The sequence below is a fragment of the Sinorhizobium sp. 8-89 genome (assembly GCF_030124325.1).
Classification (GTDB): Bacteria; Pseudomonadota; Alphaproteobacteria; order Rhizobiales; family Rhizobiaceae; genus Sinorhizobium.
In genome coordinates, this window is the sequence record NZ_JASKLR010000002.1 from 529,019 (window position 1) to 553,469 (window position 24,451).

The following is a 24,451-nucleotide window of genomic DNA, read 5'->3' on the forward strand; positions in this document are numbered from 1 at the left end:
TAACAATCAGGAGGAGGAAAGCCATGTTCACGACACGTGTCGGTTGGCGAATTGCGCTCGCAGCATGCTCCATCTCTATGGCGTCGATGGAGGTTCGTGCCGGTCCCCTTGAAGACGATGTCAAGGCCGCCTACACGGCTTGGGACGAGGCCTTCGGAAAGGGGGACGCCAAGGCGGTTTCCGCCTTCTATACCGAGGACGCGCTCCTTCTTCCCCCCAGTCATGACGTGATCGAAGGACCCTCCGGCGTCGAAAAGTTTTTCAGCGGCATATTCGGCATGGGCGCCACCGGTCACAAACTCGAAGTGATCAGGGCGGACGGCGACGAGAAATTGATCTACGGCGCAGCAAAATGGTCGGCCAAGGGCAAGGATGCTCAGGGTAAAGACCAGCCGTGGGGCGGAGTTGCCACGCATGTTTTCGAGCGGCAGGCCGATGGCAGTTTGAAAATCAAGCTGCATACGTTCAATTGACGTTCAGCTCAGCGGCTAGCAAACAAAGCGCCGTGCGTCTCCTCAGACGCACGGCGCTGTAGCACTTCGAACTGCTGCATCATTTTTGTCCTTGAATCGGCTGCGATTCAAGGAGGCCTGCAGTCGGGCCTGCGTTGCCACACGGCCCCTTCCCTCCTTATACTCCTGCCGCCATGTACAAGACGTTCGTCGCAGCGCGGGAGAACCGGCCCGGGGAAGCTTGGCTGTCCCGGTTCACCGCCGGCCGGGCCGAGGCCGAGAAATGGTATTTCGGCCGCGCCGTGGCATCGATCCCGAACGCCCGGGACTGTCGCGCCGCCCTGTGGCAGCACATGCCCGAGCTGATCCCTTACTATGACGACGCCTGCGGCCTCGTCGGAGATGACGAGGTCGCTCACCGGGTGCTGAGCCATTACCGCCCGGCGCCGGAGCGCTATGGCTGCAGCCAGGCCGTCTGGCTGGGAGAAGAAGGCCCGGCGCTCATCCGCAACTTCGACTATCCGCCCGACATCGTCTCCGAGCGCTTCGAGATGACCGCGTGGTCGGGCCTGAGGGTGATTGCGAAGGCGCAGCGCCCTTGGGGAGGATGCCTGGACGGGATGAACGAGGAAGGGCTGGTCGCCAGCGTGACTTTGGGCGGAAGCCGCGCCCAGGGCGTCGGCTTCTCGATCATTCTCGTCATCCGCTACGTGCTCGAGACCTGCCGACAGGTGCGCGAGGCGGTGGCGGCCCTATGCCGGATACCCGTGGCGCTGCCGCAGAACGTGACCGTGCTCGACCGCTCCGGCCACTATGCCACCCTGCTCCTCGGCCCGGGCCAGCGACCAACCGTCTCGCGCCTCAAGGCATGCACGAACCATCAGCGGACCGGAAGACCCTCGTCGTCTTCGCTGGCGCGGCAGCTCGCGGTTTTGCAAGCGCTGGAGGATCCTTCCATGTCGCTTTCGACGCTGACCGACCGTTTTCTCGAGCCGCCGCTTTATTCCGCGCGCGGCCCTTCCCCAACGCTCTACACGGCCGTTTACCGGCCCGCCGAAGGCCGGGTGGACTACATCTGGCCGGGAAAACGCTGGTCCCAGGGCTTCGACAGCTTTGGAACGGGCGAATACACGCACCACTACGGCGAACGCGTTGTTTGAGCGGCCTGATGCCTGGGATGGATCATCGGCACCCTCGGGATGCCTCGCCATGGCGACGCCCTCCCCCATCCAACCGGCGGGCCTGTCACAGCATCGCAACCACCCGCGCGCTGAGGTCGCCGGCCACGCGCCGGGCTTCCTGCCGGCGAGGCCGCCAATCATCGCGCGTTACGCCGAGATAGGCCTCCCGGGCATGGGCGACCAGCATTGCCGACTCGGCAGGCAAGCGAGACATGGCCCATTCGCCCGCCACGTCCTTCGGCACGAACTGCCCCGTCGCCAAGGTCCTCCACATGCGTGCGAGCGTCAGAAGGACGTTGCGTTCGTCCCCCTCGAGTGAAGAGATGAGCGCCGGAAGCGCGTCGCCAATGGCGCGGCGTATGTCCGTTTCGGGAACGATCGGCAGGAGTTCGGCCGGATCGCGGCCGATGAGGGACCGGGCTTCGTGCCGGGCTTGTGCCAGCAACAGCGTATATTCGGGATCGGATGCCGGCGCCGGCACCTCCCCTGCCTCGAAAGCTTCGCGCAGCCATTCGCCATAGATGAACTCGCTGCGCGCCGGGTAGGCCGATGCCTCGAGGTCGGCGCGGTGGAAGACAATCAGCTCAAGCGGGCGGGAAGCGCCGCCGGGACGCCCCGAGATCTTCATCAGCTCGCCCAAGAGCTCCGCGCGCGCCGCATGCGTCGTCGGCCGGTCGATGACCACGAGCACGTCCACGTCGCTGTCCGGGCGCAGCCCTCCGGACACCGCCGAGCCATGGAGGTACGCCGCCACCAGCGAATCTCCGAAAGCGTGCCAGATAACGGGCAACGCCTGCCGCGCCTCGACGGGAACACCGGACGCTTCATGCATCGCCACAGGTCTCGCCACGAGCGCTACCAGTTGCCGGGATCTGCCGTGTGATCGACACTGGCAAACTCATCTGCCTTTTCCCGGTCCAGCGTCAGATCGGTTGCAACCTTCGTCTCGTCCGCGACCGAATAATTGAGAGGTGCCGGCTCCTTGGTCAGTTGCTGATACATGAGCAAGGCAGCCTCCTCGGCGGTGTCGGCCTCGAACTCTTCCGTGACGATGACTGTGAATTTGTGCATGGCCTTGACCTCGTCTGTGCTGCTGCACGATCTTGCCTCAAATCGATTCCGATTTAAGCAATCATGCAGCAGTGCCCTTCCCACGGAACCGATCCGCAGCGCCGTGCGTCTTTACGGACGCACAAAGGCCGCTGCAGCACTTTTGACTTGCTGCATGTTTTTGTCCTTGAATCGGCTTCGATTCAAGCAAACATGCAGTAAGGTTAGCTTGCGCGCAATCCAAGGTGGCACGGGCCCGTTTCGCAAGCGCTCCGCCGCTCTTTCTCCTGCCACCCGGCGGAACCGAAGCAAGGACGAACCATCATGTCCGAAACCCGCCGCAAGCTGACGACGATCTTCTCCGCCGACGTGCAGGATTATTCGCGCCTGATGGGGGCGGACGAGGAAGGCACGCTCGCGACGCTGAAGCGCTACCGCGACGCCATGGCGCGGCTGATCGAGGCGCATGACGGACGCGTCGTCAACACCTGGGGCGACGGGCTGATCGCCGAATTCCCGAGCGTGGTCGAGGCGGTGCGCGCCGCCGTCGACGTCCAGAATGAGCTTGCGGGCCTCAACGCCGAGCGCCCCAGCGAGACGCAGATGCTCTTTCGCATCGGCATCAACCTCGGCGACGTGATCGCCGAGGGCGACGACCTCTATGGCGACGGCGTCAACATCGCCGCCCGCCTGCAGGCGACCGCGCCGGCCGGCGGCATCGTCATCTCCAACACCGTCTACGATCAGGTGCGCAACAAGGTCGCCGTCGGCTTCGATTTCCTCGGCCAGCTCGAGGTGAAGAACATCGATGGCGGCGTGCCGAGCTATGCGGTGCGGATCGGCGCCCGGGAGAGCAGCGCCCGAGAGAGCGGCACCCGGCATGACCGGGCAGCATCGGCAGAGCCTGTCCGCACCCGGGACCGGCAACCTCCTCCCGATGCGGCCCGACCGCAGGCGCCCACCGCCGCCGGCGCGGCGCGTCAAGACGGGACGGCAGCGGAGCCCGCAGGCAACTGGGGCCGGCAAGCCGCTGCCGGAACGGCACCGTCCCAAGCGCCCGCCGGAGCAAGCGCCGCCGCATCGCCGCGCAACCGCAAACTCGCCGTCGTCGCCGTGATCGCCGCCGGCCTCGTCGCGATAAACCTCCTCACCTGGGAAGGCGTCCTCTGGTCCGTCTGGCCATTGCTCGGCCTGTCGATCTTCTCCGCCGTCGTCTGGCTCAGGCGGAGGACAGACATCGATCCCGTCCTCGGCCTCCTCGCCATCGCCGCCATCACGGTCCTCATGGTCAACCTCTTCTCCTTCGAGGGAACCTTCTGGGCCGTCTGGCCGCTCCTCGGCCTCACCCTTGCCGCCGCGCTCCGCTGGGTCATGCGCCGCGAGAAGCCGCGCTCACGCGGGTAACGCGGGTGGCGGTCCGCCCCTTGCTGCAGAAGCGGCGGGCCATTCGCTCCGCCTTTCCGGCGAGGCTTTCCGCGCCGCCGACTTGGTCCGTTGGTCGCTCGGGGCCGTCGGTCGCTAGGGCCCTCGGTCGCCCGCGTCCTCGGTCGCTTGGGCCCTCGGTTGCTGGCATGAACGGCCTACCATCTCATCCGCATTGTCGTTTGCCGCCGGGGCGTTCCACTTGTTCGGTCATCCTCGGACTTACCCTTTACCGTCGGCGGTCGATGGCCCCACGCTTCCACCCCTTTTTCCTTCGACGCCGTGGTCGCCGGTGTATTGTAGCGATCGCTTTACGACCTGCGGTTTCGCCGAAATCCGGAGTCGATGCTTGCAGGTCGCGAACTCAAGGGGGGAGAACTCAATGGCATCGACGGTTGAAATGGACATGGGTCCAGACATTGGTGGCGAAGTCTCGCCCGATCTCGCCGTGGACGTGATGTTTGCGTGCCGGAAGACGGCCGCGATGAAGGCGGCGATCGAGCTCGATCTTTTCACCCTGATCGGCGACGGCGGCACGGCGGCCTCGCTCGCGGCGGCCGCGAAGGCGTCCGAGCGCGGCGTGCGCGTGCTTTGCGATTATCTCGTCGTCAACGGCTTTCTCACCAAGGAGGGCGACACCTATCGGCTGACACCATCGAGCCGCACGTTCCTCGTCCGCCACTCGCCGGCCTATATCGGCGGAGCCATCGAATTCGTTGCCGCACCGGAGATGCTTTCGCTACACCTCGACGATCCGGCGGCCTGCGTGCGCAATGGCGGTGCCCTCGGGCTCGCGAATATCTCGGCTGACAATCCGGTCTGGGTGAAGTTCGCCCGGGCCATGGGTCCGCTCGTTGCCCGCAGCGCCATGGCGCTGGCAGAGGAGATCGCCACATGGCCGAGAAAGCCGAGGAAGGTGCTCGATATCGCCGCCGGCCACGGGCTTTTCGGCATCGAGATCGCGAAAACCTTTCCCGAGGCCGAGATCGTCGCTGTCGACTGGGGCGCCGTCCTGGAACTTGCGAGCCAGAACGCCAGCCAATTCGGCGTCGGCGGGCGCTACAGGACCATTGCCGGCAGCGCCTTCGAGGTCGACTGGGGCAGCGACTACGATCTCATCCTGCTGCCGAACTTCCTGCATCACTTCGACATCGAAACCTGCGCCGGGCTTCTCGATAAATGCAAGAAGACGCTCGCCTCCGGCGGCCGGGTGGTCGGGGTGGAATTCGTGCCGAACGAGGATCGCGTCTCGCCGCCCTTCCCGGCCGCCTTCGCCTGGGAAATGCTCGCCACCACCCCAAGGGGCGAGGCCTATACCGAGAAGCAGCTCGCCGAAATGGCCCGTCGCGCCGGCTTTGCCAACGCCACCACAAAACCGCTGCCGCCCTCGCCCGCGAGCCTTGTGTTCTTCGAGTAGGAAACCGACGAGCGGCGCTGTAGAAGGAGCAATCGGTGATCGTTGTCCTCAACGGCTATCCCGGAGTGGGGAAGCTCACAATCGGTCAAGAACTCATATCGAAGATCTCGGGCCGCCTGCTGGACATTCATAGTGTCTACAACGTCGCCTTCGCATTGACGGAGTTCAAATCGCCGGAGTTCATCGAAACGGTCGAGAAGATCGAAGCAATCGCGCATGACCTGATTCTGAGACTCCCGGCCGAAATTCCGGTCGTACTAACGACCGTTCTTGCCGGAAGCAGCGATTGGGGCGACGCGGAGTGGCAACGGATCGTGCGCCTTGGTCGCGAGCGGGGGTCCGTTGTTCGTCGTGCATATACACTGCGATCTTGAAGAGAATATTCGCCGTATCGAGGCAGCCGGACGAATTGCGAAGAGGAAGCCACGCGATGCCGAAATGGCGAGGAGAAACCACGCACATTGCAAAGTCCTCGCAGGTATCGACGAGACGAACTTGCTAAAGCTCGACGTGACGCGTTTGGCCCCGACAGATGCGGCGGCCAGAATTGCAGAGTGGATTCAAAAGGCCCAAGCTTGAGGCGACGCACGGGGGCGCAATCGAGCTTTTGATAGTCTTTGATAGTTGCCAGAGCTTTCAACATCCCCGATGGAGAATATGGACCCTGAGTTGAAGGCAGGCAGCGCAGGCAGGTCTGAGGATCAACCGGCGGCCCAATCTAAACAGATTCTCTACAGACAATTCCTGTGCTTGTCACAGGAATCCAGCGCGCCCAAGTGCTTGGGCGCTGGAGACTCCGGCGTGCTCGGTACATCAGCGCGCCGACGTGAACCATCGCCCGACCTTACAGACCATGTAAGTAGTGCGAAATGTCCAGCCATTCCGGGTTCATGGCCTCGATCAGATTCAGCTTCCATTGCCGCGGCCATTTCTTGATCGTCTTTTCCCGCGTGATGGCACCCGTCAACAGGTCGAATTCCTCGAACCAGACGAGCGTTTTGACCTCGTATTTCGATGTGAAGCCGGGTGTGAGTTCGTTCTAATGTTCAAAGAGACGGCCGGCCAGGTCGCGCGTCACGCCCGTGTAAAGCGTGCCGTTTCGTTCGACGCCAGGATGTAGACATAGCCTTTCATGTTGCTGATGGTGATTGAGTGGTTCTGAATAAGCAAGCAAAAGTTGCCGATGGCGGCGCGAAGCGAGACATCAGGGATGGCCTTAACAGTCACGTGTTGGCGGACGGTTGGCGACGGTCCGGTGTCGTCACGCTCGCTTATCCTGCTGGCCGCGAGTCCTTCGCGCCGCCGACGCGGCGCGGCTGGATTCTGTGACAAGCACAGGAAAGAAGGGAATTTGTTGTCTTGTGTCTGCGCGCCAGCAGACTACTGCATGTTTTTTTAAATCGTTGCCGATTCAAGGATGAAAACATGCAGCAATCAAGTCAGTTGAGTTTGTTGTGCGCGGCCGTCCCCACCCACCTCATTCCTGTGCTTGTCACAGGAATCCAGCCGCGACGCGTCGGCGGCGCGGGAGACTCCGTTTGGCGCCGCGCTTTCGCTTTCGTTCGGTAGTGCCGTCCCCTTGCAGCCGACGAATGCACGGCGACTACAGCGCCGCGCCACCGGCACAACTGAGTGGATGAAGTTGCGCGACAAAAATCGCCGCAGAGGAACTCAGGTTCCCGACGAGGTCCGGTCAACAACACTCCAGTCGAAAGCACGCGCCCAGTCGGCAAAGCTGTGCCAGCGAACCTCTGGAAAATCCCGGTGCAGGGCGGCGATGTCGACGTCGTAGCCGGCGCGGTCGAACCACTCGAACATGAGCGCCGCGTCTTCGCTTTGCTGGCGCGCCGCGGCGATCGGGATTTCCTGGTAGTCGATCGGGCGACCGATGGCTTGCGAGAGGATTTTCGCCTGCTCCTCGCCGGACAGCTCGTCCCCGGCGATATCGAAACGCTTGCCGAACACATCGTCGCGCCGCTCGACCAGGGCGGCGACGAAAGCCCCGATGTCCGCCAGGGCTACCAGTTGGAGCGCGCGTTTGGCGGGTAGCGCAAAAGCATACGTGCCCTGACGCAGCGCACCGAACGACCACGGCGCGACGATATTCTCCATGAAGGCGACCGGTGCGCTGATTGTATAGGGAATGCCGAGCCCGGCGACATGCTTCTCGACCAGATACTTGCTTTCGAAATGCGGGATGCCCGTCTTCTTGTCGGCATCGGCAACGGATGAATAGATCAGGTGCCCGACGCCGGCAGCCTTCGCCGCATCGGCGGCAATGATCCCCTGGCGGGTTTCCTCCTCCGTCCCGGCCTCGTAGCTGTTGCCCATCAGGAACATGGTGTCGACGCCGCCCGCCGCCTTCATGATGGAAGCCGCGTCGCCGAGATCGCCGGCCACGACATCCGCGCCCGCCGACGCCAGCTGCCGCGCTTGATCGCTGTCCGGCCTGCGGGTCAGCGCCTTGACGCGGTGCCCCCTGGCGAGCAGCGCGTGCGCGACGGCGCCTCCCTGCTGGCCGGTGGCGCCGGTAACGAGAACGTTTCGTTTGGTGCTCATGTGTCTGCTCCTTTTCGCTTTCAGTGGAGCAAAGTTAGGGTCTGCCACATTGATCCATAATGGGCTATAATTGGGAAACTTTGTCCCACCGATGGATACAATGTTCGATCTCAACGATATCGTGGTGTTCGCTCGCGTCGTCGAAGCCGGTAGCTTCACCGCTGCGGCGCGCCAGCTCGGCATGCCCAAGACGACCGTCAGCCGCCGCATCGCCGCCCTCGAGCGCGAGGTCGGGGTCCGTCTGCTTCAGCGCACGACGCGCAGCCTCAAGATGACCGACGCCGGGCGTCTCTATTACGAGCAGAGCAGCCAGGCGCTCCGGACGATAGAGGAAGCAAATCTGCGCCTCGCGGAAGCGAGAGCGGAGCCGTCAGGCACGATTCGCATCTCGGCTCCCGTCGGCTTCGGCGGCCATTTCCTGACCCGCGCCGTGGTCGACTTTCTCGCGATCTATCCGAAAACCAAGGCCGAACTGCGCCTGACCGACGATAACCTCAATCTCGTCGAGAACGGCATCGACCTCGCGTTCCGCACCGGCATTCTCGCCGACTCCACGCTGATCGCCCGTAAGCTCGGCTCCACCCACAGGCTCCTCTGCGCCAGCCCGGACTATCTCGCGCGATGCGGGGTGCCGGAGGAACCGGCAGAACTCACCCGCCATCGATGCATCATCGCAGGTCCGTCGGCAGCCAGCGCCCACTGGGTGCTGGACGGGCCGCACGGCCAGGAAACGGTCACCGTGGCCGGACGCTTCGCTGCCAATGAAATGCAGGCGGTGGTTGCCGCCGCGGTCGCCGGCTACGGCATCGCCCAGGTGCCCCAAAGGATGGCCGAGGGACTTATCGACGGCGGGCAGCTGCGCCGCGTTCTTCACGACTACACGACGCCGGCGGGCGGCCTCTATGTCGTATATCCGAGCAGTCGGCACCTTTCGCCGCTGGTCAAGGCATTCATCGAGCTTGCCGCGGAGCGATGGATCGCCGCCGGAACCGGCGAGGCTGACAAGGCCGCGGCCGAATCCACTCCCCCCAATTCCAGCAAAAATGTGTAGCGGTTTCCGTCCGGAATGCGTCGTTTCAAGAGTTGGATCATTTCAGGCTTCAATGAAAAAGGCATGTCGTCCAAAAGCGTCGGGCAGTGTCGGGCTGGCTGCGACAGCCTGTAGCTGGACATGCCGCAAAAACGGAATAGCATGAGGGCATGGAGAGAGTTGGCCGCATTCTTGCGATTGTCCTGCTCGCGGTATTTGCCGCGGGCACTGTTGCGCATGCGGCGAATGCGACGCGCATGTCGTTTGCAATGTCCCTCGCGATGGCCGCCGGAAACATGGACAGCGGACACATGAGCACCGGCGATATGGCTGCCGGACACATGACCGGACACATGGGCGCGGGAGATATGGGCGCGGGAGATATGGGCGACTGCGATGGCTGTCCGCCCGGTGACGACGGCAAGGCCTCGCTCTGCGTTCAGGCCTGTCTTGCGCCTTTCATCGCGGTTCCCGCAGCCGCGGGCTTCGAGCTTCCGCTTATGGCAGCCGATGTTACCGCCTCGCCGGCAGACGAATTGACCGGCCTCATCGGCCCGCCCGAGTCTCCGCCCCCTCGAACCATCATCCTTTAGCCGGGCATGTCCGGTTGCCGGCGCCAACGATCATGCGTGACGGATCCGTCCGCCGCCTGTGATCGCGGCTCGCATGATGCCTTCCAGCGCCATGCGAAACACCATTAGCTTTTTCAGGATGATTGAACCATGTCCCGATACCCTGCTCCGGCGCTGACGCGTCGAGCCCTTCTCGCATCGGCGGCCGCAAGCGCGGCCGGCGCGATGCTTCCTCTTTTGCCGGCCTCGCCGGCCACTGCCGCCATGCGCGATGTCTCGTTGCGGGCCGCCGCCGGGCGCGTCCGGCTCGCGACCCCCGGCGAGACGGCCGCCTGGTTGTACAACGGCACCGCTCCAGGCCCGGAGATCCGCCTGCGCCAAGGCGAGCGCCTGCGCGTCACCGTCGACAACGCCCTTGCCGAAGAAACGACGGTCCACTGGCACGGACTGCGCCTTCCAAACGCGATGGACGGCGTGCCGCACCTCACCCAGAAGCCGATCGGCGCGGGCGAACGCTTCGTCTACGAGTTCGACGCGATCGATGCCGGCACTTTCTGGTATCACCCGCACCAGAAGAGCTCCGAGCAGGTCGGGCGCGGGCTTTACGGCCCGCTGATCATCGAGGAACCGGAACCGCTGCGCGTCGATCGTGACGTGACCTGGATGCTCGGCGACTGGCGGCTGACCAAGTCCGGCGAAATCAGCGAGGATTTCGGCAACCGGCACGACATCCACCACAATGGCCGCGTCGGCAACACGGTGACCATCAACGGCCGCCGCGTGCCGGATGGTTTTGCCGTCCGGAAGGGCGAGCGCATCCGCCTGCGGCTGATCAACGCCGCCAACGCCCGCATCTTCAGCCTCGATTTCGCGGGCCATGAGCCGATCGTGATCGCGCTCGACGGCCAGCCGGTCACGCCGCATGCGCCGGAGAAAGGGCTGGTGGTTCTCGGTGCGGCGATGCGTGTCGACCTGATCCTCGACATGACGGGCACTGCCGGCAGCCGGGCCGCGGTCACCGACCGGTTCTATGAAGGGCTGGAATATAAGCTCGTCGATCTGGTCTATGACGGCACGCCCCTGAGGGAGCGCGCGCCGGACTGGCCGCTCGGCCTGCCCGCCAACCCGCTGCCGGAACCGGACCTCAAGGCGGCATCCCGCAACGAGGTCCTCTTCAGCGGCGGCATGATGGGGGAAATGGTGGCTGAGGAGATGGGCGAAACCATGGGCGGTGAAATGATGGGTCCCGGCGCGCCGGGCGGCAGGATGAGCCACGCGCATTCGATGACGGGAGGGATGATGGCGATGATGAACTCCGGCGCCGCCTGGTTCATCAACGGTGTCGCCGCCGACGAGTCCGGCCACGACATGAAGCCGATGCTGACGCTCGAACGGAACAGGAGCCACGTGATCGCCATGACCAACGCCACCGCGTGGCATCATCCGATACACCTGCACGGTCATTCGTTCCGGGTGATTTCACGCAACGGCCAGCCAACCCGTCATCGCGAATGGCAGGACACGGTGCTCCTCTCGCCGCGCGAGAAGCTCGAGATCGCTTTCGTCGCCGACAATCCCGGCGACTGGATGTTCCACTGCCACGTTCTCGAACACCAGGCCGGCGGCATGATGGCTGTTTTCCGCGTCGCCTGACAATCTGAAAGGAAATGCAATGTCCAGGATTCTGAAAGCTGTCGTCCTCGCCTCCCTCCTGTTCGGCGCCACCTCGGCGCTCGCCGGCGAAAAGGACGTGACACTCTACAAGACTCCCGAATGCGGCTGCTGCGAAGGCTATGCCGACTATCTGCGCGAGAACGGCTTCGACGTGACCGTGAAGCCGACGCATGACCTTGCCGCGATGAGCCGCGAGGCCGGCATTCCGGACGAGTTCCACGGCTGCCACCTCTCCATGATCGACGGCTATGCGGTGAGCGGCCACGTACCGATCGGCACGGTCAACAAGCTCCTGACCGAACGGCCCGACATCAGGGGCGTGACGCTCCCCGGCATGCCCATGGGTTCGCCCGGCATGAGCGGTACCAAGGAAGCCCCCTTCAAGATGCTGGAGATCAAAAAATCCGGTGGCATCGGCGGCGTCTACGCAAGCGAATAGGAGGTTGCGATGATGGACGGCATGGGCGGGATGATGATGTTCGGCATGGGCCTCGTCTGGCTGCTCGCCGTCGTCGTGCTCGCCCTGGGGGCGGCCGCGCTCGTCAAGTACCTGTTCTTCGGCGGCGGCAAATGAGAAGGACATCCGTGCTTTTCGCAGCGCTCGGCGCGGCTGCGGCAGGTCTGGGGCTCGCCTGGGCTTGGCCCTTTCTCGCTGCTCAGATGGCGGGCGGCGATGCCACGGCCGCCACGATCGCGCTCGGCAAGACGCTCTATGCCGAGCGCTGCGCCGCCTGTCACGGCGCGAAGCTCGAAGGTCAGCGGGACTGGAAAAGCCCGCTCCCTTCGGGCCGCATGCCCGCCCCGCCGCACGACGCAGCCGGCCACACCTGGCATCATCCGGATGGCGTGCTCTTTCGCATTACCCGGGAGGGCGCGTCGGCGGTAGTCGGCGGTGGCTACCAAAGCGACATGCCGGGATTCGGAAACGTCATGAGCGACGACGAGATCCGCGCCGTGCTCGCCTTCATCAAGACCACCTGGCCGGAACAGGAGCGTCAGTATCAGGCGGAAATGACCCGTCGCGAGCAAGGAGAGTGATCATGCGCCCGCTGCGCCGCGCCAACCCGTTTCTTCTCACGGTTTTCCTGCTGGCGGCGCTCGTCGTGCCGGCCGTCGCCCACCATCCGGGCGCCGACCTCGACAGGCTGATGGGCAGCGAGGAGAAGTTCTTCCAGGTAATCGACAAGCCGGCACCGCCTTTCGAGCTCGCCGACGCAAACGGCAAGGCGGTTCGCCTCTCCGACTTTTCCGGAAAGATCGTGGTGCTCTATTTCATCTTCGCGAGCTGCACCGACATATGCCCTGTTCATTCCGAGGTGATCGCCGACATCCAGAAGAAGATCGACGCCACGCCGATGAAGGACCGGGTGCAGTTCCTGGCGATTACGACGGATCCCGCCAAGGATACGCCTGACGTGCTGAAGGCCTATGGTCCGGCGCACGGGCTGGATGCGCGCAACTGGATGTTCCTGACCACGCGCCCCGGCGAGCCGGAGGATACGACGCGCAAGCTCGCGGAAACCTACAATCTCCGCTTCGAGCCCGTCGAGGACGGGCAGCAGATGCACGGAATCGTCACCCACGTCATCGACCGGGGCGGACGCTTCGCCGCCAAGTTTCATGGCCTGCGCTTCGACCCGCAGAATATGGTTCTCTACCTCGAGGGCCTCGCCGACCCTTCAAAATCGCTGGAGCCCGGCGTGTGGGGCAGGCTCAGGTCGCTGTTCCAATAGGCGCGACGATCAAGCGACAGGCCGATGGAAGGCGGGATGAGTCACAGCGCTTTGAAATCGCCTCAACACGTTTCTCCTTAAATCGGTCGCGATTTGAGGAAATGCAGGAGGCGTTCAAAACCCGTTTCCCTGGAGCCTTTCATGGCCGTTTCCTCGAACAGACTGCGCATTGCCGTGCTCTTTGGCGGACGCTCCGCCGAGCATGACGTTTCGGTGCTTTCGGCAACCAACGTCATGCGGGCGCTGGAGCCCAAAGAATACGATGCCGTTCCCATCTTCATCACCCGCGAGGGGCAATGGCTGCTGAGCAACTTCGAGAACGGCACGCTTGCGAAGCCTCAGAGCGGAACGGAGGTCTCGCTTGTGCCGGGCGGCAAGGGACGCATGCTGGCGATCCCGGCCGATGGCGCGCCCTACGCGCTGCCAGAGATCGGGGCGCTGTTCCCGGTGCTGCACGGCCTCCATGGCGAGGACGGTGCCGTGCAGGGGCTGGCGGAGGTGGCCCGCGTGCCGCTCGTCGGCTGCGGCATTCTCGGTTCCGCCACCGCGCTCGACAAGGACATTGCCAAGCGGCTCCTCAACGAGGCGGACCTGCCGACCGCGCGATCCGTCACCATTCACCTGGGCGCAGCACCCGCCTTTGCGGAACTTGAGCGCGCGCTCGGCCTTCCGCTTTTCATCAAGCCGGCCCGGCAGGGCTCCTCCGTCGGCGTCAGCAAGGTTTCGACCGAGGAGGACTACGCGGCCGCACTTGAGGAGGGCTTCAAGCACGACCGCAAGCTCCTGGCGGAAGAGTTCATCCGGGGCCGCGAGATCGAGCTGAGCGTGCTGGAAGATACCGAAGGCGGCCTCTTCGTTTCCCGCCCCGGCGAGATCGTGCCGGCCGAAAGCCACGGTTTCTACAGCTACGACGCCAAATATATCGACGAGCATGGCGCCGCCCTGAAAGTGCCGGCGGAGCTCCCGGAAGAGGTCGAAGCCAATATCCGCGCGATGGCCGCAATAGCCTTCCGGGCGGTCGGTTGCGACGGCATGGCGCGCGTCGATTTCTTCCTGACGCCGGACATGCGCTTCCTCGTCAACGAGCTCAACACCATTCCCGGTTTCACCGATATCAGCATGTATTCCAAAGCGATGGCGGCAAGCGGCGTCGGCTATGCCGAGGTCATCGACCGGCTGGTGGCGCACGGGCTGGCGCGCGCCGGTCGCTAGCGTAACGCCAAGAAAAGCGTGTAACGGTTTTCCGTCCGGAATTGCGTCATTTCAAAGCGTTAGCCTCGCTTGCATCACGTCGCAAGCTCTTCGACCATGAGATCTATGAAGCGTCGGACGCGGGGCTCCAGCAGGCGCTTGTTGGGATAGAGCGTCACGATCTTTGCATCGTCGGCCTCGAGGTAGGGCAGAACCTGCCGGAGGCGGCCCGCCGCCAGGTCCTCCGCGACCAGGAACTCCGGCAGAAACGCGATGCCGAGCCCTGCGATGGCTGCATCCCGGATCGCCTCTCCGCTGTCGAGCCTCAGGCGGCTGCGACCCGGCGCCTTGACCCAGGCACCGCCTTCCCCGCGAAAGCGCCAGCTTTGCCTCTGGTTGCGGCTGCTGAAGATCAGGCAGTCGTGGGCGGCGAGATCATCCATGTCCATGGGCTCGCCGCGCGCGGCAATGTAGGATGGCGAGGCACAGGGCACGGCCCTGTACCGGGCGACCACGCGGGAGACGAGCCGCGTGTCCGAGGTCGTGACCCCGATCCTTACCGCCAGATCAAAGCCTTCCTCGACGAGGTCGGCCACGCGATCGGTGAAGCTCACCTCGACCTGCATGTCGGGCCAGGTCTGAAGATATTTCCTGATCAGCGGCAGGACCACGAGCCGCCCGAAGGCATCGGGAACGGTGAGCCGCAGGACGCCTCGCGGCGTGCCGCTGCGCCCGGCCACACTCGCCTCCGCTTCGTCGATCGAGGCAAGGATCTCCAGCCCGCGCTCGTAGAACATCCGTCCCTCGTCGGTGAGGCTCAGCGTTCTTGTCGTGCGGTTGAGGAGACGCGCGCCGAGCCTTTCTTCCAGGCGGATGACGGCTTTTCCGGCCGCCGACCTGGAGAGGCCCATGGCCTGCCCTCCGGCAACAAAGCTTCCTGCCTCGACGACGGCCATGAAGACCTGAATATCGTTCAGATTCGCACGCAGCATAAAACAACTCCAGCGACTCGGGCGTGGCAGAGGCTTCATGCTGCCGAGCGCACATATAATACGGCCCGTCGATGCAAGCGATGCAAGGCTTCGGATCGGCAACCCGGCCAAGGCGCAGGGCTGCGTCACGCGTTTCGCTTCTGTATGGACGTCCGTTCGTCAATCAATCGGCTATGGATACCAGCGCCTCGTGGCGGACGGCTGCAGCTTCGAGCGACCGCCGCCGCGCTTTTACAACGACAGGAAAACGAAAATGGCACAGTCACTTACGCGTTTGAACCCGCCCACCCTGCCCGATGCAGGTGCCCTCGGCTATTCGCAGATCACAACCGTGGAGCCGGGCCGGCTTGCCTTCATTTCCGGGCAGGTCGCCTGGCGGCCAGGCGGAGAGCCCGCGCCGGACGGCCTCCCGGAACAGGCGGAACTCGTCGCCGCCAATGCGAAGGCAGTCCTCGACGCCATCGGCGCGTCGCCGGAAGACCTCGTCATGGTGCGCGTCTACATGGTCGACTTGACCCCCGCGCGGATCGAAGAGGTGATGCCGCATCTCACCGCCATGTTTGCCGGTGCAAAGCCGAGCCTGACCGGCGTGGGCGTGGCCGCCCTCGCCGCGCCCGACTTGCAGCTGGAGATGGAAATGATCGTTCGATTGCCCGCGTGAGCGGCCGCCTCCGAACAACGGTCTTCCGTCCGGAATTGCGTCGTTTCAAGGAGTTGGATCATTTCGTTGATTCAAGGAAACAATGAAATGATCTAGCGCGGGGCGGTTGCGCCAAGCACCATCCAAAGGAGCAGGACCGCGAGCAGGACCCATATCGCGATGATCGCGATCATCCCACCTCGACTGACGGGATGCTCGGTGCGTTTCGTTGCTTCGATGCGCAATTGCGCCAGAACGTCGGCCGGGATCAGCTTGATCACGGCGATGATGCCGAGCGGGACGATGACGAGGTCGTCGAGATATCCAAAGACTGGAATGAAGTCCGGTATCAGATCGATCGGCGACAAGGCATAGGTCGCGACCGCCCCGGCGGCGAGCTTCGCATACCAGGGCACACGCCGGTCACGCGCCGCCAGCCACAGGACGACGACGTCCCGCTTGATGCCTTTCGCCCATTTCTTTGCCCCGTCCAGCCACTGCATGTTCGCTCCCGCATGTCTCCTTAAATCCTAGCCGATTTGAGGTCAAAAACATGCAGCAAATCAAAGTGCTGCAGCGTCCTTTGCGCGTCTCATCACAGGGCACGACTGTAGCGTACTGCGCCTCGTCGGCTGCGGTATGACAAGGTTCTCCTCCCTGTGCTTGTCACAGAATCTTCCTCGCCCAAGTCCATCGGCGCGGAAGAATCGTGCGATCGCCCCGCTATCAGTTGCCCTGCCTGCGTTGCGAACTGGCTTTGTTAAGGCAGAATTTACCATAAAAGGCATCAGTGAGATTATTCGCGATGGCGCCCTGCTTTGCTCGCATTCACGCGACCACGATGGGGTATGGATAAGGCAGGAATCGCATTTATGGCGCTGATACTCGTCCTCATCTCTCTCGTGATGAGCATCCTAGCTGTCGATCGAACAGTGGTAGAGTCGTCGCCGAATAGGGCGGCACTGGTTCCCACCAACTACCCGTAAACCAGGGCGAGCGCCCTACCGGCAGCGCCGTCGGCTTCAGACAATGCCGAATATCACGTCGTTGGCCGTGAGTGCCGCAAGCGAAACGCCTTCAATCAGGAGTCCGTGGGTGTCGGAGCCATTGAAGGCGACGTAAACGCCGGAGGCCGTGTCGCTCGCGGCTGCAAGGAAACCGGCGTAATCGTGAATGCCGGTATTGTCCTCAGCGGCGGAAGAGAACGCGATCACATCGCCGCCCCTGGTTTCGAAGTCGCGGATCCGGTCGATGCCCGCCTGGCCCGGGCTTTCGGTAGACCAGAGGAACGTGTCCGCGCCGCTGCCGCCGACCAATATGTCGGCGCCATTGCCGCCGCTCAACATGTCATCGTGGAGGCCGCCGGAGAGGAAATCCTCGCCATCGCCGCCGAACAGCCGATCGCTGTCCGAGTAGCCGCGCAGTTCATCGTTCCCGCCCCGGCCTTCGAGAAGGTCGTTGCCGCCGAGCGCATGGAAAGCGTCGTTGCCGTCTCCACCCCGCAACACATCGTTCCTGATCCCGGTCGAGACCGTGAAGTCCTCCACATTGGCAAAGGTCAATCCGGTCTGCGTGGCACCGCGCATCGCGTCGAAATCGGTCGCATCCGCGAGCGCTCCAAGGTTCAGCTGCAGCAGGTCGCGCCCTTCTCCACCATCCACCTCTCCCCTGAAATAAGCGATGAACGAGTCGTTTCCGGCACCTCCGAGCATGACCGATCCATCGCCCAGACTGCCGCTGCCGGGAGTGGTGTCCCTGATCCAGTCGTCACCGGCGCCGCCATCGAGGATGTCCCTGCCGCGATCACTGGCGAGCGTGTCGTTGCCGTCGCCGCCGAAGGCCACGTCGTTGCCGACGCCCGTCGATATCGTGTCGTTCCCTCCGCCGCCGTCGATGCGGTCGTTGCCGCCTTCACCATTGAACGAGTCACCACCGGCCCCGCCCTCCAGGCGGTCGTCGCCGGCGCCGGCGTATACGAACAAATAGGCGAGATTGCCGGCGATCACTGTGTCATTGCCGCTGCCGAGTGCAACGCTCGCCTGCTCGATGCTGCGAAACACAGTTCCCGTGTGTGCGCGGCCGGCCGCGAAATCGATGGTGGCGTCGCTCGTGCGCACTCTCTCCTCGATCCGCATCCAGTCCTCGCCAAGCCCGCCGTCGATCTCGGCCGAATAGAGCGTCGTCGTGATGCCGTCGTTGCCGTCGCCGCCGAAAAGGCGGTTGGCGCCGCGCCCGTCGACGATCGTGTCGTCTCCTGCCCCCGCGTCGACGACGTCGTTGCCGGCTTGCGTCTGGATAACGTCTCCAAGGACGCTTCCCTGGATACGGTCGTTTCCGCTTCCCGTCGTCAATTGGATCTGCTCGACGCCGTCGTGGCGGAAGAAAAGATGCCGCTCGGCGGGCGTCTGGTAGCCGAGGATGGCGTGGCCGTTCTCGCCATTGAACACCACCGGATCCGAGGTCACGGACAGATCGATCGCCAGCACATCGTCGCCGCTGCCGCCGAAGACGGTGCCACCTGCTTCGACGAGGACGAACCGGTCGTTTCCATCGCCGCCGTCGAGGCGGTCGTGGCCGCCCGTGTTGGTGATGATGTCACGCCCGGCTCCGCCTTCGACGACATCGTCGCCGGCGCCGGTCGAGATGGTGTCGCCGCCCACCGTGCCCTTGATGCGGTCGTTTGCGCTTCCCGCCGAGAGCCTCAGCCACTCTGTGTCGTGGAAGAAGATGTGCCGTTCGTTCGCGCCGCCGTACCCGATGATGCCATGACCGCTTTCCCCGTTGAACTCCAGCCGGTCGGAAGTCATGGAGAGATCGATGATCAACCCGTCGTAGCCGACGCCTCCGGTAACGGCACCACCCGTGCCGATGAGGACGATCTGGTCGTCGTCCGCACCCCCGTCGAGGCGGTCGTAGCCGCTCGAACTCGTCAGGACATCGCGTCCGTCACCACCATCGACAAAGTCGTCGCCGCCACCCGCATCGATATCGTCCCAACCGGGCAGAGCCCAGATGTAGTCGGTTTCGTCGGAGCCTCGCAAAATGTCATTGGAGTAGGAGCCTGCAATCCTGGCCATGTCGTTCATCCTCCGCAGTGGTGCAAATATAATTTCAATATTCAACTATAACCTTGACATACCTGTGAACGTATACACATGCGATGCACCTAGCAACGCGGAACTTATTTGGCTATTGCTTGCAATTTGCTTTGAAAATTATATTAGAGTGGATAGATATAACTGCATGCTAGACTTGAGATTTTCACCAATGATCTGGTTGTTCTCGACGCATGCCGTGGATGGCGCGCTCGGGCAGCGCTGCCGAGGCCCGCCTTGCGGGAGAAGGCGCACGAGTGGCTAGCTGTTCTTCTGCCTCTCGTCTTCGATGTCTTCGGGTTCCTTGTCGTCGATCTCCGCCAGCCTGTTCGGCGCCCGGACGTCGGAGTGAAGCAGTCCATCCAGCTTTGCGTGGATCGCCTGAGTGTCGCCGTGCTCGGCGCGCTGAATTATCAGCGTCATGATCCACACGATAAGCGTGGCGAGGCCATGCATGTCGAAGGTCTCGGGCTCAAGGATCAGCCATAACGCGCCGTAGGCGATGACGACCAGAAACGCTTGAGGACGAGCGGTCGCAGCCGCCAGTGCGCTGAGCGAACGCCGGATCGGATCTTCTATCATGGAGGACCAAACGGCCAAGCCGGCTTTGGGTTCCGAGAGATCGTTCCCGCTTACAAGGACGGCCGGCGCGATCGGCCCAGTCTCCGCCTTGAATGTCACTGGTTAGCAGCGGCAGGGGGCGCTTTCCACGCCGTCATGTGCCGATCAACAAGCGTGAATGTTTGCCAAGCAGCCTGCGCGACAGGAAGATGATCGCCAGGCAGCTGAGTAATCCGAGACAGAAGATGATGGCTCCTCCGCCGATCAGACTCCAGATCGAATCGGGTGAAGTAAAAACCGCGGACGCGATACGAAGAAATCTGCGATAAATGAAGCCGTGCAGGAGATACAGTCCGAAGGCGGTAGAGGCGATTGTGTCCAAAGGGCGTGCAATCACGACGGGGAGGCCCTCGCACGATCGCCAGAGCCAGACCAGGACGATAGCGCCAAGCGAGAGCTTTTGGACAAAATGCACGCTCTCCCGCAGCGACGTCGGCCCCCATTTATCGATCCCGTATGTATACAGGAACCAGAGCAAAACCGTGGTCACGGCCGCGACGACGCCGAGCACCGGCAGATATCGGGCGATCGCGCCCAAACGCTCCTCGAGTGCCTCACCTATGTACAAGCCAATGACGTAGGTGCCGGTGAAGAAGATGCACGTAGAGACCGTAACATTGGTCCCTGTCCGCGAGAAAAACAGGGGCAAGACAACGGCCGCAATCAACATCGGGTATCTCGCGGCAGTGTTAAGGAGGCTGTAAAGGATCGGACTGAGCACCCAGAGCATCAGAATGACCGGGATATACCAATAAGTGTTTTGGGCTTCGCCCCAAAGAACGTTGTATGATAACGTCTTCGCAAAGGCGATGAAATCGTGACTTCCGACAACGTCCCTTGATCGGAAGAAAATCAGCGTCGAGAAGAAGATAGACATTGCCAAATACGGAACGCCTATATTCCAGAATCGTTGCTTGTAAATATAGAGTGCAGACCTGCGTGAGAGACGTGCTGAAAAAATTATTGCCGATATTAGCGCCAAATACATCGTTGCGTCATGAAAAAGAATGTCGTTAATGATCAGGAAAAGGTTCGACGGAGGAACTTGCTCATCAAACCCGCGCATCATGAAGACACGACATGCATGCAGAACGAGAATCTGAAGAATTGCCACTGCACGGAAATAGTGGATATAGGCGAGGCGCTCGCTCGTGAAGGGCGGGTTATGTAGTTCAACCGCAGAAACACTGGCGCTCAGGGCGGTCAAGCGCAACATCCTACGAGAGATTTTCAGCCGGTGAAGAAAGCAGCAGTAGATCGGCTGCCGTCGTTCCCTCGGTCCTCAACCTATGATTATGTCACCGGCCGGAACATTCTTGCAATGGGAGTAAGACCTTTGCCCACTCGCATCGGACTTAGGTCGGATGGATGAAAGCTGGCGGATCGGCCTTGGAAACCAGGCGGTTACGAAGGAAGGCCCCTTCCGCACAATGCGATTGGAGGAGCGATGATCATTCATCTGAACGGGTGGCCCGGTGTCGGGAAACTCACCATTGGTCGTCACGTTGCAGAACGCCTCGATGGACGCTTGCTGGACAATCACGCCATCTATAATCTCGCGTTTTCGCTAACAGATTTCCGCTCGCCGGAGTTCTACGCGCTGGTCCGCAGCGTGCGAGATGCCGCTTTCCAGAGGGTCGCCGAAATTTCCCCCACTGTCCCCGTAGTCATGACCAACGCCTATGGGCGCTCAGAGTGGGCACAGGAAAACTGGCGCATCATTCGTGATCTCGCGAACCGACGGGGCTCCCGGTTTTTTGCCGTGACGATCACCTGCTCCGATGAGGAACATCTCAAGAGGATAGCCTCCGAAGATCGCACGCCTCTCGGCAAGCTGACCGATCGGCGGGAATTGCCGGCAGTGCTTGGGCCCTTGATGGAGGACGGGGCTGAACATCTGCTGCGGCTCGATACCACGGATATTGCGCCCGAGCAGAGTGCGGCAATGATCTGCGACTGGATTCAAGAGGTTCTGTCTTCGCCCGGGTGCTTCGGTTCCGTCATTTAACACCTGCGAAGGAGACGCACGCCTTCGTCGCCTCACGGCCCCGTCGCGAACCTTTGTCAGCCGGCCGATGCGGCGGTGAAAACCGCTAGCTGAGCGTCGAAAGCACGCTTGTATGCGGGCCGTGCTTCGGCGCGGGCGACATAGGCGGAGAGGTTCGGATATTCCTCCAGTATGTCCGATCCTTTTTTCAGCCTGAGCAGCACCGTCACCATCAGCAGGTCACCGGCGCTGAACGCACCGTCGAGCCAGTCGGCATCGCCAAGGCGAGCGGAAAGTTTGTCCAGCCGATTGCGAATGCTGTCTTCAAGGTACCGCAGGCGATGCTCGTACCAAGGCTTGTCGCGCTCAAGGATCATGCAGAGGGCGCGGTCGAAGACCGGCGGCTCCACCGTGTTGAGCGCGGCAAACATCCAGGCGATCGCATGCGCCCGGGCATTCGCCTCGTCTGGCAGCAGGCCTTGATGGCTCTCGGCGATATGGAACACGATCGCCCCCGACTCGAACAGGGCGAGATCGCCTTCTTCATAGGTCGGAATCTGCCCGAAAGGTTGAATCGCAAGATGCGCGGGTTCCTTCATCGCTTTGAACGAAAGGAGGCGAACGTCGTAAGGCTGGCCCACCTCTTCAAGCGCCCAGCGAACGCGCATGTCACGCGCCAGACCCTTGCCCCGATCCGGCGACCGTTCAAAGGCGGTAATCGTAATCGTCATTGTTGTTCTCCATGGCTTGTCCGTCTTTAAGACGACTGGCTGGACGAGGTTCCGACACCCCACGCTCGAGATAATCCTCGCAGCTCAAACACAGCTCAGGACGCGTTCCTGCTGCTGTTGAGCGTCATCCTTCTCCATCCTCCTGCGCGTCACGTGAACCGCCCTATGATCCCGAGCAGGCGGTCGCAGGACCTCGCGAGCTGCCTTTGCGGGGCCGTCGCGAGGCCCAGCAGCAGGCCGGATTGCGCCGAAGCCGGCGACGCGTACCAGACCGAGAGCGGTGCCGGGGCCATTCCGAACGGCCCCGTTTCCCTGACGATGGCAAGGTCCGGCGCGCCGTCCGGCAGGCGCAGCAGCACGGCCAGTCCGGCGACGGTCACCTCGCCGGCGGCTGGCGGAAGGCATTTCAGCAAGGCGTCGCGTTGGGCGGCATAGACGCGCTTGGTGCGCCTGAGATGCCGCATATAGTGGCCTTCGCGCATGAATTCGGCGGTTGCGAGCTGCACCGCCGGCCCCGGAGGCGGCGCGAGGCACGCCGCGACCTCCGCAAAACGGGGCGCCAGCGCCGGTGGTGCGACGAGAAAGCCGAGCCTGAGCGCCGGGCTGATGGTCTTGCTGAAGGAGCCGATGTGAATGACGCGCCCGGCGCGATCGAGCGAGGCGAGCGCCGGTGCGGCGCGGCCGTCGAGCTGCAATTCGCTGAGATAATCGTCTTCAATCACCCAGGCGTCAGTCTGGGCCGCCCAGTCAAGAAGGCGCAGGCGCCTTGCCAGCGAAAGCGCAGGCCCGAGCGGCGCCTGCTGCCCCGGCGTTACCACGACCAGCGCCGCGTCCGGCGCATGGCGGATACCATGGTCGACATCGATGCCGTCCTGATCGACCGGGATCGGGGCGAGCGACAGTCTCGCGAGTTCCAGACCGCGCCGGCTGAACGGGAAGCCGGGATCCTCCACCCAGGCCTTCCGTCCCTCGAGGCCGAGCACGCGGAGCGCCAGTCCGAGCCCGTTCGCGTATCCGCCGGTAATGATGACCTCGGAGGGTGAGCACTCGATGCGGCGCGCGACGGCAAGATAGGCGGCGATTTCCCGCCGCAGTTCCAGCTCGCCGCGCGGATCGGGATAGATCGCCGGCGCGCTCGATTCCGCGCGCACCGCCTGCGAGCGGATTCTGGCAAAGAGCGTCGCGGGAAAGATTTCCTGCGCAGGCACGCCCATCTGGAAGATCGCCGGCCCCGCCGTCATCTCCAGATACTGCTGCATGAACGAGCCGGGATCGGGCGGCTCCTCGAACCGGGCGGTGGCGGCAGGCTGATCCGCGACGCGTGTTCCTGCAGCGCGCGAGGCGACGATGAGCTGGGCAGCCAGCAGTTTCTCGTAGGCCGTGCGCACCGTACCGCGGGCGACGCCGAGCTGGGCTGCGAGGTCCAGCCAGGACGGCAGACGCGCGCCCGGGGCGAGCACCCCGCTTTCGATCGCGGTGCTGATCCCTTTTCGTATCTGCTCCGCCAGCGGCGTCTTCGCAGACCGGTCGAGTTCCAGTTTCAGTGGCTGGTCCATGCTCTCGTAGTACACGATTTTTGCCGGTTCTTGGTGCTTTTTTTAGAACCAGGAAACCGTCATTTCTAGGAGGCAAGGCAAGAACGCCTTCGAGACCAAACGCAAAGGAGAACCGTCATCATGACCATACGATCTGTAATTGGCGCTGCCGGCGCCGCCATCGCAATCGCCATCGCAATGCCTGCCGCTGCGCATGACCTTCGCGAAACCGTTACGCCGCACTTCGAAAAAGCGATACCGAACATTCCGGGCAAGACGCTGAGCGCGCTCATCGTTGACTATGAGCCGGGTGGAACGTCGCTCCCGCACGACCACGCAAAGTCGGCTTTCATCTTCGCCTATGTCCTCTCCGGAGAAATCGAGTCGAAGGTAAACGACGGCCCGACTGAGACCTTCCGCGCCGGCGAGAGCTGGTACGAACCGCCGGGGTCCGCCCATCTCGTCAGCCGCAATGCGAGCAAGACCAAGTCCGCAAGGCTGCTGGCGGTCATCGTCCACGACAGCGGTGAAAAGAACATCACCACCCCCCACGAGTGAACCGACGTTCA

General features: G+C 63.0%; 26 protein-coding genes and 1 pseudogene. 16 read left to right on the forward strand and 11 right to left on the reverse strand.

Going from position 1 to position 24,451, the window contains the following annotated elements:
- Positions 1-23 precede the first annotated feature (23 nt).
- Both QN219_RS07095 and QN219_RS07100 read left to right on the forward strand, forming a co-directional pair.
- Positions 24-473, forward strand: a complete 450-nt coding sequence (locus QN219_RS07095) for a nuclear transport factor 2 family protein (protein ID WP_283998874.1) — start codon at positions 24-26, stop codon at positions 471-473.
- A gap of 173 nt (positions 474-646) precedes the next feature.
- The gene (locus tag QN219_RS07100) at positions 647-1,612 is read left to right on the forward strand and encodes a C45 family autoproteolytic acyltransferase/hydolase (protein ID WP_283998875.1); all 966 of its coding nucleotides are present in this window, start codon (positions 647-649) and stop codon (positions 1,610-1,612) included.
- Between the two features lie 85 nt (positions 1,613-1,697).
- Here QN219_RS07100 and QN219_RS07105 read toward each other — a convergent pair whose 3' ends face one another.
- Both QN219_RS07105 and QN219_RS07110 read right to left on the reverse strand, forming a co-directional pair.
- On the reverse strand, positions 1,698-2,465 hold the full coding sequence (locus QN219_RS07105) for an aminoglycoside adenylyltransferase family protein (protein ID WP_283998876.1): 768 nt from the start codon (positions 2,463-2,465) through the stop codon (positions 1,698-1,700).
- Positions 2,466-2,488: 23 nt separating this feature from the next.
- Positions 2,489-2,704, reverse strand: a complete 216-nt coding sequence (locus QN219_RS07110; RefSeq protein WP_283998877.1) for a hypothetical protein — start codon at positions 2,702-2,704, stop codon at positions 2,489-2,491.
- A gap of 303 nt (positions 2,705-3,007) precedes the next feature.
- Between QN219_RS07110 and QN219_RS07115 the strand changes: the two genes are divergently transcribed.
- The 3 genes from QN219_RS07115 (at position 3,008) to QN219_RS07125 (ending at position 5,896) form a co-directional block, all read left to right on the forward strand.
- A complete protein-coding gene (locus QN219_RS07115) occupies positions 3,008-4,087 on the forward strand; it encodes an adenylate/guanylate cyclase domain-containing protein (protein ID WP_283998878.1) in 1,080 nt (359 codons plus the stop codon).
- Between the two features lie 400 nt (positions 4,088-4,487).
- Complete coding sequence (locus tag QN219_RS07120) at positions 4,488-5,522, forward strand: methyltransferase (RefSeq protein ID WP_283998879.1); 1,035 nt, start codon at positions 4,488-4,490, stop codon at positions 5,520-5,522.
- Between the two features lie 35 nt (positions 5,523-5,557).
- On the forward strand, positions 5,558-5,896 hold the full coding sequence (locus tag QN219_RS07125) for a hypothetical protein (RefSeq protein WP_283998880.1): 339 nt from the start codon (positions 5,558-5,560) through the stop codon (positions 5,894-5,896).
- A gap of 470 nt (positions 5,897-6,366) precedes the next feature.
- Here the strand turns inward: QN219_RS07125 and QN219_RS07130 are convergent.
- A pseudogene (locus tag QN219_RS07130) lies at positions 6,367-6,656 on the reverse strand (GIY-YIG nuclease family protein).
- A gap of 537 nt (positions 6,657-7,193) precedes the next feature.
- Positions 7,194-8,081, reverse strand: coding sequence for an NmrA/HSCARG family protein (locus QN219_RS07135; RefSeq protein ID WP_283998881.1), 888 nt, complete (start codon positions 8,079-8,081; stop codon positions 7,194-7,196).
- A gap of 100 nt (positions 8,082-8,181) precedes the next feature.
- On the opposite strand from QN219_RS07135, the gene QN219_RS07140 reads away from it, so the two are divergent.
- From QN219_RS07140 to QN219_RS07175, 8 genes are all read left to right on the forward strand, one after another.
- Entirely contained in the window at positions 8,182-9,132 is a 951-nt protein-coding gene (locus QN219_RS07140) for a LysR family transcriptional regulator (protein WP_283998935.1), read from the forward strand.
- 149 nt (positions 9,133-9,281) lie between these two features.
- A complete protein-coding gene (locus tag QN219_RS07145) occupies positions 9,282-9,704 on the forward strand; it encodes a hypothetical protein (protein ID WP_283998882.1) in 423 nt (140 codons plus the stop codon).
- Positions 9,705-9,833: 129 nt separating this feature from the next.
- On the forward strand, positions 9,834-11,336 hold the full coding sequence (locus QN219_RS07150; protein ID WP_283998883.1) for a multicopper oxidase family protein: 1,503 nt from the start codon (positions 9,834-9,836) through the stop codon (positions 11,334-11,336).
- Positions 11,337-11,355: 19 nt separating this feature from the next.
- Positions 11,356-11,796, forward strand: coding sequence for a DUF411 domain-containing protein (locus tag QN219_RS07155; protein ID WP_283998884.1), 441 nt, complete (start codon positions 11,356-11,358; stop codon positions 11,794-11,796).
- Positions 11,797-11,805: 9 nt separating this feature from the next.
- A complete protein-coding gene (locus QN219_RS07160; protein WP_283998885.1) occupies positions 11,806-11,931 on the forward strand; it encodes a hypothetical protein in 126 nt (41 codons plus the stop codon).
- Positions 11,928-12,395 carry a cytochrome c gene (locus QN219_RS07165; RefSeq protein ID WP_283998886.1) on the forward strand — a complete coding sequence of 156 codons (468 nt, stop codon included), beginning with the start codon at positions 11,928-11,930 and terminating at the stop codon, positions 12,393-12,395. The genes QN219_RS07160 and QN219_RS07165 overlap by 4 nt, the downstream gene beginning before the upstream one ends.
- Before the next feature lie 2 nt (positions 12,396-12,397).
- The gene (locus QN219_RS07170) at positions 12,398-13,090 is read left to right on the forward strand and encodes an SCO family protein (protein WP_283998887.1); all 693 of its coding nucleotides are present in this window, start codon (positions 12,398-12,400) and stop codon (positions 13,088-13,090) included.
- A gap of 141 nt (positions 13,091-13,231) precedes the next feature.
- The gene (locus QN219_RS07175; RefSeq protein WP_283998888.1) at positions 13,232-14,302 is read left to right on the forward strand and encodes a D-alanine--D-alanine ligase family protein; all 1,071 of its coding nucleotides are present in this window, start codon (positions 13,232-13,234) and stop codon (positions 14,300-14,302) included.
- A gap of 74 nt (positions 14,303-14,376) precedes the next feature.
- Here QN219_RS07175 and QN219_RS07180 read toward each other — a convergent pair whose 3' ends face one another.
- A complete protein-coding gene (locus QN219_RS07180) occupies positions 14,377-15,273 on the reverse strand; it encodes a LysR family transcriptional regulator (RefSeq protein WP_283998889.1) in 897 nt (298 codons plus the stop codon).
- Positions 15,274-15,526: 253 nt separating this feature from the next.
- On the opposite strand from QN219_RS07180, the gene QN219_RS07185 reads away from it, so the two are divergent.
- Positions 15,527-15,934, forward strand: coding sequence for a RidA family protein (locus QN219_RS07185; RefSeq protein ID WP_283998890.1), 408 nt, complete (start codon positions 15,527-15,529; stop codon positions 15,932-15,934).
- A gap of 92 nt (positions 15,935-16,026) precedes the next feature.
- On the opposite strand, the gene QN219_RS07190 is transcribed toward QN219_RS07185, so the two are convergent.
- The 4 genes from QN219_RS07190 to QN219_RS07205 form a co-directional block, all read right to left on the reverse strand.
- The gene (locus tag QN219_RS07190; RefSeq protein WP_283998891.1) at positions 16,027-16,416 is read right to left on the reverse strand and encodes a YkvA family protein; all 390 of its coding nucleotides are present in this window, start codon (positions 16,414-16,416) and stop codon (positions 16,027-16,029) included.
- A gap of 519 nt (positions 16,417-16,935) precedes the next feature.
- On the reverse strand, positions 16,936-18,990 hold the full coding sequence (locus QN219_RS07195; RefSeq protein WP_283998892.1) for an SMc04171 family calcium-binding repeat protein: 2,055 nt from the start codon (positions 18,988-18,990) through the stop codon (positions 16,936-16,938).
- A 279-nt stretch (positions 18,991-19,269) separates the two neighbouring features.
- Positions 19,270-19,590 (reverse strand): low affinity iron permease family protein, encoded by a 321-nt coding sequence (locus tag QN219_RS07200; RefSeq protein WP_283998893.1) that lies wholly within the window; start codon positions 19,588-19,590, stop codon positions 19,270-19,272.
- Between the two features lie 133 nt (positions 19,591-19,723).
- Entirely contained in the window at positions 19,724-20,836 is a 1,113-nt protein-coding gene (locus QN219_RS07205) for an acyltransferase (protein WP_283998894.1), read from the reverse strand.
- Positions 20,837-21,076: 240 nt separating this feature from the next.
- Here QN219_RS07205 and QN219_RS07210 point away from each other — a divergent pair, with 240 nt between their 5' ends.
- On the forward strand, positions 21,077-21,637 hold the full coding sequence (locus QN219_RS07210; RefSeq protein WP_283998895.1) for an AAA family ATPase: 561 nt from the start codon (positions 21,077-21,079) through the stop codon (positions 21,635-21,637).
- 56 nt (positions 21,638-21,693) lie between these two features.
- Here the strand turns inward: QN219_RS07210 and QN219_RS07215 are convergent, their stop codons facing one another.
- Both QN219_RS07215 and QN219_RS07220 read right to left on the reverse strand, forming a co-directional pair.
- Positions 21,694-22,347 carry a glutathione S-transferase family protein gene (locus QN219_RS07215; RefSeq protein WP_283998896.1) on the reverse strand — a complete coding sequence of 218 codons (654 nt, stop codon included), beginning with the start codon at positions 22,345-22,347 and terminating at the stop codon, positions 21,694-21,696.
- A 149-nt stretch (positions 22,348-22,496) separates the two neighbouring features.
- A complete protein-coding gene (locus QN219_RS07220) occupies positions 22,497-23,903 on the reverse strand; it encodes a PLP-dependent aminotransferase family protein (protein WP_283998936.1) in 1,407 nt (468 codons plus the stop codon).
- 120 nt (positions 23,904-24,023) lie between these two features.
- Here QN219_RS07220 and QN219_RS07225 point away from each other — a divergent pair, with 120 nt between their 5' ends.
- Positions 24,024-24,440, forward strand: a complete 417-nt coding sequence (locus QN219_RS07225) for a cupin domain-containing protein (RefSeq protein ID WP_283998897.1) — start codon at positions 24,024-24,026, stop codon at positions 24,438-24,440.
- Positions 24,441-24,451: the final 11 nt, after the last annotated feature.